The organism is Sporolactobacillus inulinus (assembly GCF_006539285.1).
GTDB lineage: Bacteria > Bacillota > Bacilli > Bacillales > Sporolactobacillaceae > Sporolactobacillus > Sporolactobacillus inulinus.
Genome location: NZ_BJMS01000062.1, coordinates 1 through 10,372, shown reverse-complemented (window position 1 = coordinate 10,372; position 10,372 = coordinate 1). Strand labels below are relative to the sequence as shown.

The 10,372-nt window shown below is 44.4% G+C and carries 9 protein-coding genes; 7 read left to right on the top strand and 2 right to left on the bottom strand.

All coding sequences use genetic code 11. The features are described from left to right. Positions 1-136: 136 nt before the first annotated feature. A complete protein-coding gene (locus tag SIN01_RS09450) occupies positions 137-349 on the bottom strand; it encodes a YlaI family protein (RefSeq protein ID WP_010024901.1) in 213 nt (70 codons plus the stop codon). A gap of 177 nt (positions 350-526) precedes the next feature. Between SIN01_RS09450 and SIN01_RS09445 the strand changes: the two genes are divergently transcribed. The 3 genes from SIN01_RS09445 to SIN01_RS09435 all read left to right on the top strand — a co-directional run bounded on the left by SIN01_RS09445 (position 527) and on the right by SIN01_RS09435 (position 5,547). After that, a complete protein-coding gene (locus SIN01_RS09445; RefSeq protein WP_010024900.1) occupies positions 527-808 on the top strand; it encodes an Fpa/YlaN family protein in 282 nt (93 codons plus the stop codon). Positions 809-962: 154 nt separating this feature from the next. Then, complete coding sequence (locus tag SIN01_RS09440; protein WP_010024899.1) at positions 963-2,123, top strand: FtsW/RodA/SpoVE family cell cycle protein; 1,161 nt, start codon at positions 963-965, stop codon at positions 2,121-2,123. After that, positions 2,104-5,547, top strand: a complete 3,444-nt coding sequence (locus SIN01_RS09435; RefSeq protein WP_010024898.1) for a pyruvate carboxylase — start codon at positions 2,104-2,106, stop codon at positions 5,545-5,547. Before SIN01_RS09440 ends, SIN01_RS09435 begins: the two co-directional genes overlap by 20 nt. 68 nt (positions 5,548-5,615) lie before the next feature. Here the strand turns inward: SIN01_RS09435 and SIN01_RS09430 are convergent, their stop codons facing one another. Continuing rightward, positions 5,616-6,524: a COX15/CtaA family protein gene (locus SIN01_RS09430; protein WP_010024897.1), complete on the bottom strand. Its 909-nt coding sequence runs from the start codon at positions 6,522-6,524 to the stop codon at positions 5,616-5,618. A gap of 327 nt (positions 6,525-6,851) precedes the next feature. Between SIN01_RS09430 and cyoE the strand changes: the two genes are divergently transcribed. The 4 genes from cyoE (at position 6,852) to SIN01_RS09410 (ending at position 10,303) form a co-directional block, all read left to right on the top strand. Next, a complete protein-coding gene (cyoE, locus tag SIN01_RS09425) occupies positions 6,852-7,775 on the top strand; it encodes a heme o synthase (RefSeq protein ID WP_010024895.1) in 924 nt (307 codons plus the stop codon). A gap of 225 nt (positions 7,776-8,000) precedes the next feature. After that, on the top strand, positions 8,001-8,495 hold the full coding sequence (locus SIN01_RS09420; protein WP_010024894.1) for a GNAT family N-acetyltransferase: 495 nt from the start codon (positions 8,001-8,003) through the stop codon (positions 8,493-8,495). A 191-nt stretch (positions 8,496-8,686) separates the two neighbouring features. Further along, positions 8,687-9,145 carry a spore germination YkwD domain-containing protein gene (locus SIN01_RS09415; protein ID WP_047035276.1) on the top strand — a complete coding sequence of 153 codons (459 nt, stop codon included), beginning with the start codon at positions 8,687-8,689 and terminating at the stop codon, positions 9,143-9,145. A 123-nt stretch (positions 9,146-9,268) separates the two neighbouring features. After that, a complete protein-coding gene (locus tag SIN01_RS09410) occupies positions 9,269-10,303 on the top strand; it encodes a CAP domain-containing protein (protein WP_010024892.1) in 1,035 nt (344 codons plus the stop codon). Positions 10,304-10,372: the final 69 nt, after the last annotated feature.

Sequence of the window (10,372 nt, the reverse complement as noted above, 5' to 3'; positions counted from 1 at the left end):
ACCTCCGCTTTGATTCTTGGCCAAGACACTGGTCTCTTGTTTTGAAGAAGGGGCAAAATCGTATACTGTCTTATACTGTAAAAAAATGAGTTGCGAACTTGAATTCATGCATCGAACGCGATGGAGTCGTACCCTTTTAAGAACGGCCTACCTTCTTTTTGCTACTGTGTGAAGGCAGATGCAGTGTGAATTTGCCTGTTGCCCAGCGCTCTCTCGTTCGTTCACTGATTCTTTTATGGCAAGAATCGCAAAGATACGTATGGATCGGTCTGTTTTTCAGCCGTTTTGCGATCGCCGACCGATCATCCAGCCGGCAGATCTTTTCACATAATGCACACTTAACTTGCATGAAAAAAACCTCCTTAAGCTAAGTATAGCAGGTTTTGGCATGAAATCGAACAAGGATCGTGCGGACTACGGCAAACCCGCAGGTGGTCATTTCGTAGACTTTGATTAATCTTGCATTTTATCAGGACAGAGGTTAAGATAAACTTTAGGCAAGTAATTGAGACAAGGGGGAGCAGATATGTCAGTCGAGATTAAGATAGGCAAACGTGAGAAAGCCTATGAATTGCTGCAGGCCGACGCGCAGAAGATTCTGAAACTGATCGGGGTGCAAATGGAAAACTTGACGATGCCCCAGTGCCCCCTGTATGAAGAAGTACTGGACACACAAATGTTCGGTCTGTCCCGTGAAATTGATTTTGCGGTTCGTCTCGGTGTTGTCCGTGCAGATGAAGGAAAAGAACTTCTGAGTTCGCTTGAACGACAGGTGTCTGCCCTTCATGAGGCATCGACACATAAATAATAGTAAAGTGCTCAAACTCGTACCCTAACTGAAGGTGAGGTTTGGGCTTTTTTATCACAGTTCACCAGGTATGAATACCCTGTTGTTCGAAACCTGCTTCCAAGAACTTGATCTTGGATGTAATGACAATGGATCAGATAGGGTGGATCTTACGTTGAAAAAGCTGTTGCACCATATTGACTATTCTTTACTCATAACCATGTCGCTCTTGATCGGATTTGGGTTGATCATGGTTTATAGCGCGGGTTCGGTTTGGGCGCGTATCTTTTTTTCTACGCCGCAGCCGGCCAGCTATTTCTTTGTTCATCAATTGAGATGGGCGGCTCTTGCGGTGCCTATTGGTATTGTGGGGATGATTGTCCCATATAAGGCGTATCGTAAAGTTGTCAAACCAATGATTCTTCTATCCTTTTTTTTATTGCTCTTGTTATATGTTTTGGGAAGTACCGTTAACAATGCACAATCATGGTTACGACTCGGGTCGTTTAATCTTCAGCCTGCTGAGTTAGTGAAAATTACAGTTATTCTCTATTTAGCTTCCGTATTTTCGAACAAACAGAATATGATCGCTGATTTCAAAACTTCCGTTGCACCGCCGCTCATCGTTATTATGGTTTTCTTTTTTATGATTGCGAAGCAGCCGGATTTTGGTACAGCAATGATACTGGTTATGATATCCACGGTTATGGTGCTTTGTGCAGGACTTAGAACGAAACATTTACTCTTTTTAGCTGCGCTTTCTGCTGTCGCGGTCATCGGCGTTTACCATTTTGCATTAAGCGGCAACCAACTCGGGCGATTTACAGCTGCCTATGATCCTTTTTCCGTTGCGGATAAGACGGGTCGACAGCTGATCAATTCATATATAGCCATTGCTTCAGGAGGATTGACGGGAAGAGGCCTTGGTCAGAGTATTGAGAAAACAGGTTTCTTGCCGGAACCACAAACGGATTTCATTATTTCAATCATTGGGGAAGAACTTGGCTTATTAGGCATTTTATTTGTTGTGTTATGTATTGCTTATCTTGTTTTTAAGGGATTCGTGATCGCAATCCGCTGCAAAGATGTATTCGGCAGTCTGCTTGCTATTGGAATCTCAAGTATGCTTGCGATTCAAACGTTTGTAAATTTGGGAGCTGCTACCGGTCTTTTACCAATTACTGGGGTACCTCTGCCTTTTGTCAGCTATGGTGGTTCTTCGCTGATCACAATGGTTTTTTCAATCTGCGTTTTAATGAATATCTCTGGGTTTGTTAATTTAAAGAGGTCGAGTCAAATAGAAGGGAAGAGAGAGAATGTTAAAGCGAAAAATTAAACGATTGCTAATTGCTAACCGCGGTGAGATTGCAATCAGAATTTGTCGTGCCTGTACGGAACTCGGTATCCGAACGGTTGCCATTTATTCCAAGGAAGATATCAGCTCCTATCATCGTTATAAAGCTGATGAATCGTATTTGGTCGGTAAAGGAAAAAATCCGATTGAAGCGTACTTGGATATTGACAGCATCATTGAAGTTGCAAAAACGCATCATGTGGATGCAATTCATCCAGGATACGGTTTTCTCTCTGAAAATGCCGAATTTGCGCGCCGTTGTGAAGAAGAAGGAATCATTTTTGTCGGTCCGCGCCCGGAACATCTGACTACATTTGGTGATAAGGCTGCTGCCAGAGAAGCAGCGCTTAATGCAAATATCCCGGTTATCCCTGGATCGGGTGGACCTGTGTCTTCTGTTGAAGACGTCAAGAATTTTGGTGAAGAACACGGTTACCCAATTATTATTAAAGCAGTACTTGGCGGCGGCGGACGCGGAATGCGTATTGTCCGCAGTGCACAGGGCGTTGAGGAAGCCTACGCGCGCGCAACCTCTGAGGCGAGACAAACCTTCGGCAAAGAGGATGTCTATGTTGAAAAATATCTGGATCATCCACGCCATATTGAGGTTCAGATTATGGCCGATCAATCCGGCGAAATCGTTCATCTCTATGAACGGGATTGCTCGGTGCAGCGTCGCCATCAGAAGGTTGTCGAAGTCGCGCCAAGTCGAGGAATTGGTGAGAAATTACGTCATGAAATTTGTGAAGCCGCCGTGCGTTTAATGAATAGTGTTCACTACTTAAATGCAGGCACGGTTGAATTTTTGGTTACGCCAAATGGTCAGTTTTACTTTATTGAAGTAAATCCGCGTGTTCAAGTTGAACATACGATTACAGAATTAATTACCGGAATTGATATCGTCTCATCACAGATTCTGATTGCCGAAGGTTATGGCCTGCATGAGGACCCGGTGCTGATTCCGGAGCAAAAAGATATTCATACTTACGGCTATGCGATTCAATGCCGTGTTACAACAGAAGATCCAAGCAACCAGTTTATGCCTGACACAGGTAAAATTGTTGCTTATCGGAGCGGCGGTGGTTTCGGTGTTCGTCTGGACGCCGGCAACGCGTTTACTGGTTCTGTGATTACACCCTACTATGATTCGCTACTCGTCAAACTGTCAACATCGGCGCGCAGCTTTAAAAGTGCTGCGGTAAAAATGCTGCGTAACCTAAAGGAATTTAGGATTCGCGGGATTAAAACCAATATTCCGTTTTTGATTAACGTGGTCAAACACCCTGATTTTCTTGAAGGCAACGTTTCGACAACATTTATTGATACAACACCGGAACTGTTTGTGTTTGAAAAAATATTGGATCGCGGAACGAAGATGCTGAGCTATATTGGCAATGTAACGGTTAACGGTTATCCGGGAATTGCAAAGAATAAGAAACCGATCTTTGATGTTCCGCCAATTCCGGATGTGAAATTATCGGATCCCTATCCGGGCGGCACAAAACAGATTTTAGAAGAGAAGGGTCCTAAAGGCGTTTCTGAATGGGTTAAAGCACAAAAAAAGGTACTGCTTACGGATACGACATTCCGTGACGCGCACCAAAGCTTGCTCGCCACAAGGATGCGGACCAAGGACATTATTCGTGTCACGGCACAAACGGCACATCTCCTGCCCCATTTGTTTTCTGAAGAAGCTTGGGGTGGTGCAACCTTTGATACCGCGTATCGTTTCTTAAGAGAAGATCCTTGGGAACGGCTGCATAAGATCAGAGCGAAGATGCCGAATATCCTGCTGCAAATGCTTTTACGCGGATCGAATGCTGTCGGGTACAAGAATTATCCGGATAACCTCATCAAAGCATTTGTCAAAGAAGCGGCAAAACATGGTGTCGATGTGTTCCGTGTTTTTGACAGCCTGAACTGGATTGAGGGGATGCGTGTTTCCCTTGATGCGGTCATTGAAAGCGGGAAGATTGCCGAAGGCACAATGTGTTACACCGGTGACATTCTTGATGGATTACGTACCAAATACACGATTGATTATTATAAAAAGATGGCTAAGGAACTTGAAAACGCCGGCGCACATATTCTCGGTATTAAAGATATGGCGGGACTGCTCAAACCTGAGGCAGCGTATCGGTTGATTAGCGAATTGAAGGATACGGTTGATATTCCGATCCATCTTCATACACATGACACAAGCGGAAACGGTATTTATACTTATGTCCGAGCCATTGAAGCGGGTGTTGACATTGTTGACGTTGCGATTGAAGCGATGGCAGGGATGACGTCTCAGCCGAGTGTCAATGCGCTGTATTATGCGCTCAGTGCGAATGACCGCAGACCGGACCTATCAATTGACGCTTTGGAATCGCTCAGTCATTATTGGGAAAAAGTACGCGCCTGTTACTTCCCGTTCGAAAGCGGCATGAAAACCTCGAATGCAGAGATTTATAAGTTGGAGATGCCGGGCGGTCAGTACAGCAATCTGAAGCAACAAGCGATTGCGGTGGGACTAGGCGACCGCTTCGAAGAAGTAAAAGATATGTACCGGCGCGTCAATTTACTGTTTGGCGACATTGTTAAAGTGACACCGTCTTCCAAGGTTGTTGGCGATATGACCTTGTATATGGTGCAAAATAATCTCAATGAAGACAGCATCTATGAAAAAGGCCAGACGCTTGACTTCCCTGACTCTGTGGTTAACTTCTTTATGGGTGAACTTGGCCAGCCGTATCAAGGGTTCCCAAGAGAACTGCAGCGTATTGTTCTGAAAGGCAAAAAGCCGTTGACCGATCGACCGGGAAAAAATCTCGAACCGATTAATTTTGACGACATTCAGGCACGCCTTGAAGAAAAGTTTGAACGTAAATTTAAATTTCATGAAGTGCTTTCTGCGGCGCTTTATCCTAAGGTCTATACAGACTATCTACATTTTTGCGATACGTTTGGAGAAAATACGGTGCTTAGTACACCGACCTTCTTCTATGGCCTTCGCTTAGGTGAAGAAGTATCGGTAACGATTGAAGAAGGTAAGATGCTTGTCGTTAAATTAATTTCGATCGGCCATCCGCAAAAGGACGGAACGCGGACCCTTTACTATGAATTAAACGGACAGCCGCGCGAAGTGTCGGTGAAAGATGTGAACGTCCAATCATCTGAAACGGCGCATGAGAAAGCTGAGAAAGATAACCCGCATCAAATTGGTGCTTCCATGCCGGGTACGGTCGTTAAAGTTCTCGTATCTTCCGGAGAGCGTGTGAAGAAGGGTGACCATCTGCTCGTTACCGAAGCAATGAAAATGGAAACCACTGTTCAGGCTTCGATGGATGGAACCGTTAAAAAGATACATGTTAATGAGAACGATGTGATCGAAACTGGAGATTTGATGATTGAATTAAGCTAATATAGAAAGCGGATAAGAAAAGAGCAGGGGTCAATTTGGCCCCTGCTCTTTTCTTGTTTTACAGTAGTTTATTTTTTTTCTGGACGGCACCCAAACAAAATGAGGATGGTTAAAATGCCAAAATACCCGGTTACAAAGAATGCATGAAGCAATAAAAAGAGTAAATTCATCTTCGTGGTGACAATAAATATTCCTGCGACCGCTTGAAGGAATACCAAAATAAGAATGACAAAGAGCAGATTTGATATCTGTTCTTGACGCTTGTACCGCTTTATTGCTGCAATCAGTGTTCCGACTAGCCAGACAAGCAAAATTAATGCGAGGATGCGATGTAAATACTGAACGCCTGCCTTACTAATCCATGGTTCGGGGAACAAGTGCCCATTACAGAGCGGAAAATCGGTACAACCCAAACTTGATTCCGTATGGCGGACAAAAGCACCTGAATAAACCAAGATATACGTATAAATGCCTAATAAAATAAAATTCCATTTCATCGGCGTCCGTACGGAGAGATTGACCTGATACCGATTCGGATTGACTTGTTCAAAAACAAGACAGGTTAAAAGAACCATGCTTGCAAAGGAGAGCAGCGAGATACCAAAATGAAGCGCAAGTACAACAGAGGACTGGCCCCAGACGACTGCAGCCATGCCGAGAAATGCCTGTAAAAAAATAAAAAAGACGGAGGAACAAGCAAGAAAACGCATGCCCCATACGTGTTTGAAACGAATCCACAACCAAACGGCTTGGACAACGACAAGAAGTGAGGCTAGTCCTGAAACAACGCGATGACTGTACTCAATCCAAGTATGGTGGGTTTGCGCATCCGGAATAACTTTTCCATTACAAAGCGGCCAATTATTTCCACAACCATATTCTGAGCCGGTATTCGTTACCAATGCCCCCATCAATACAACAATCAGCACGGCAAGTGTTCCGGCAACGCTGATTATTTTTAACCATTTAGAACGCATAGAATCACCTGATTTTCTGTTTTGCAGATTGTGATTAATAATCGCATGGTACCATTCTATCAAATTTTGACGGGTCGCTCGCATATTTCGCTCAAATTAAAAGGCCAAGGCCTAAAAAAAGCTGTATTTTCATTGAAAAGCCGATAAATAAATAAATTATAGTGATATTAATCATTGAGTTTTGCGTAAGACAAATTGAACCCATTCCTTTATAATGAAACGGGAACGATGTGTTAAACGACGCATCTTGTTTGTTATTCGTCAACATGGTTTAGTTAATGAAAAAACACTTTATCTCTTTACTTATACGAAAGAAGGCATTTTATGATGAAAATGATCGATTCCTCTGGGCAGGCCATTGAAGCACATGATACAACGCCCTTGCGAGGTATGGTACGCGATGTACTGACGACCGTAAAGATTGGCATCGTTGATTCTAATCTTTTTACAACTTTTTCCGGCCTTTTGCTGGCTATGCACTTTACTGGAGCAAGTTGGCTTGAAACATGGCCGCAGATTCTCTTTGTTCTCATTGGAACAGCACTTGTGATTGGCGGAGGGTGTTCACTGAATAATTATATCGATCGTGACATTGATCCGTTAATGGAGCGCACGCATGAACGTCCGTCGGCAACCGGCAAAATGACAGGAAAGACGGTATTCGTTATGGGTATTGCCTTGTCGGCTGCCGGCATTGTTGCACTCCTTGTCGCATCCATAACAGCAGCGGCCTTCGGTTTGCTCGGTCTGCTGGTTTATGTTCTGGTCTATACCTTGTGGTTGAAAAGAAGCCATTCGATGAATACCGTCGTAGGCAGTGTGGCCGGAGCGGTTCCGCCACTTATTGGCTGGGCGGCCGTTGACCCTTCGCTTAACTCACCGATTCCTTGGATCATGTTTCTTATCCTATTTCTTTGGCAGCCGCCACATTTTCTTGCACTTGCAATGAAGCGAGTCGAAGAGTATAGGCGGGCGGGAATTCCGATGCTTCCGGTTGTTGCAGGGTTTGAGGTGACCAAGCGGCAAATGATTGCTTATGTAGCTACTTTGGTCCCAACGTCGTTTCTTCTTTATGAATTGGGACCGATCTACATTGTAGGCGCATTGGTTTTAAGTATTGCTTGGCTTGGGCTGGCAATATACGGGTTTAAAGCGAAAGATACCATTAAGTGGGCAAAACTGATGTTTGTTTATTCACTGAATTATATGATGCTGCTCTTTTTATTGATGATCATTGCAGCATTGCTCTGATCTACTGTTTGCATCATTAATGAGTCGGGGGCACATGCTTTCGGCTCATTTTTACAATGAAGAAAGACGTTCGAGAAAAAATAGCGATCTTCTCCTCTTTCTCAGGGGATGGCTCCTGTTCTGCTGCTGCGCGATGAGGCACTTGGATCACTCCAATTGCTTAACATAGGTCCTCTTCTACGTTCATATATTTACTATGATTGTTGAGGATGAGGAGGGCAAGCGATGCTGAGCTTAATTGAAGTGAATGAACAAAATGCCAACCAGTTGATCGACGTGTACCAACCGATTCATGAAGAAACCTGGATGCTCGGGCTTGAATCTCATTGGCTCAATCCATGCAAACCTGTTCAGCACCACCGTTCACGGACCGCCTGCTTTATTGCGGCGAAGGAGAAGCAAGCGATCGGATTTATTGCCATACAGGGTCATTCAGCGCCTGAAATAAAGCATCTTGCATCGCTTAGCATCGGCGTGTTGAAGCAATTTCGCGGCAATGGTTATGGAAAAATGATCCTCGAGAAGGCCGAGCAATGGGCGCACGTACATGATATTTTTCGTCTTGAAGCTTGTGTGGGTTATGAGAACCGGGCCGCTCTGCTGCTTTTTGGCACTTCAGGATACGGTGTAGAGGGAATACGCAAGGAAACTTTTCAACGAGATGGAGCCATGGTCGATGCGTTCTACATGGCAAAGTGCTTAAAAAGGATTGAGGAATAATCATTCGCTTGGAACTTTTTTTTAATGTTAAAGTAAATGATATATCGCTCGTTTACGGGTTTATCAATGTGAAGAATGGGACAGAATGGGACTGGAAAGTCAAGGGAGGTTGAACCGAGTTGAAACTACCAGTCTCGTTCAAAAAAAGGTGTACAATCCTTATCATTCTCTCATTCTGCGTTGGATGCATCATGCTCTACATGCAAGCGTGGCATCCTGTGTCGGCAAAAACAACTGCGAGCACTCAAGAAGAACGTCAAATTTCTCCAGTAGCTGACCAGGAACGAGAGATACTTGATCAGGTGCAGAAGCAACGTAAGGCATCCCATCAAAAAGCTGCCAAACCGGATTGGGATTTGTTTCGCGCGGCACGTATCGTCGCGCAGCAACTCGCATCCCAAGATTTAGAGGAGAAGGAGGCCGTTGAACTAATGCTAAAGGACTTGGGTTATGGTGCAGGCAGTGTCCATGTTTTGAAAATGCAGCGCAATAAACCCATGGACGCGGCTCAGGTTCTGCGTGATTCGCCAGATGCCAAGGTTCTGCAAACAGCGCATCTTTCTCGCATAGGGGCGGGCTATGCGTCGGGGAAAAACGGACAGGTATGGATTGTCTTGTATCGTGACCGTGCCGCTCGATCAAATAAATAGCTGGGAAATGCCCCCTTTTTTGCTGCGCTCTGGAGCGAATCGGTTATCTGTAAGTTGAAAGGCTTGTTATAATGGTAGAGGATGCTAAGTGTTAAGGGGGGAAGGAAGATCAGAAGAACGAATGTGATTATCTTTTTCATTGCAGTAGCCGTCTTTGCGGGTACTTTCATAATCAGCTTGGTCAGCCTGCCTTCTGATTATCCGGATCACCCTTCGACAAATCAGAAGTTGTCTCCGCCATCAAAATCGAGCTTTAAGGTACCGGGAAAAGGGATTCATACGCTTATGGGCAAGTCGGCGAAACAGGTTAGCACGATGCTTGGAAAACCGGAGCGCGTTGATCCGACCAAATTCGGCTACCGCTGGTTTATTTATGGAAGAGAAAGTGAAAACTATTTACAAGTAGGCATTGATGTGAAAACGGATCGCGTTACAACGATCTATGCGCTCGGAAAACAATTAAAACTAAATCCATTCGTCATCGGCGAAGCTTCTCAAAAAATATATGAAAAGGTGCCGATCGAAGGCGATCTTTCCTTCAATTATAATGGAACAAAAATAAACTTTGAGTTAAATGAAGAGGATATGATGATTCGTCCCTTAATGAAATTCGGTAAGGACTGGGCACAATTGAACTTTGATCATGTCTCGGATCGTTTGATTGGTGTCCGCTATATGACGACAGATGTTCTCGCCGCTCAGCATCCTTATTCGATGACCTATCAAGGACAGCTGCCGAAAACAGCGAACTTAAATGATAAAGAATGGATCGCTGTAAATCAAGCGGAAGACCAAGAGATCTTTGACATCAGTAATGTCATGCGTTTGCGTTTTAACCAGCCCATTCTTAAGTGGAATGAACAGGCTCATCAGGCAGCCTATCAGCATAGCAAAGAAATGCAAACCAGAAATTACTTCTCGCATGATTCAAAATGGTCGGGCGACCTTAAGGCGCGTCTTGATCGCCGGAAAATTTATTTTCAAACGGCTGGGGAGAACATCGCAGCCCGGTATTCCGATGCGGCTGCGGTAAGCCTTGGCTGGTTAAACAGCATCGATCATCGTAAAAATCTCTTAAACGATGCATTTACGGAACTTGGCGTCGGATCGTATAAAAATTATTATACTCAAGATTTTGTTACCCCCCTTAATCCATAAGCATGGATCGAGGGCTTTTTTACAGGTAAAGAAGATATTTGATTTTGCCCTGTCTTCAAACCAATAGCC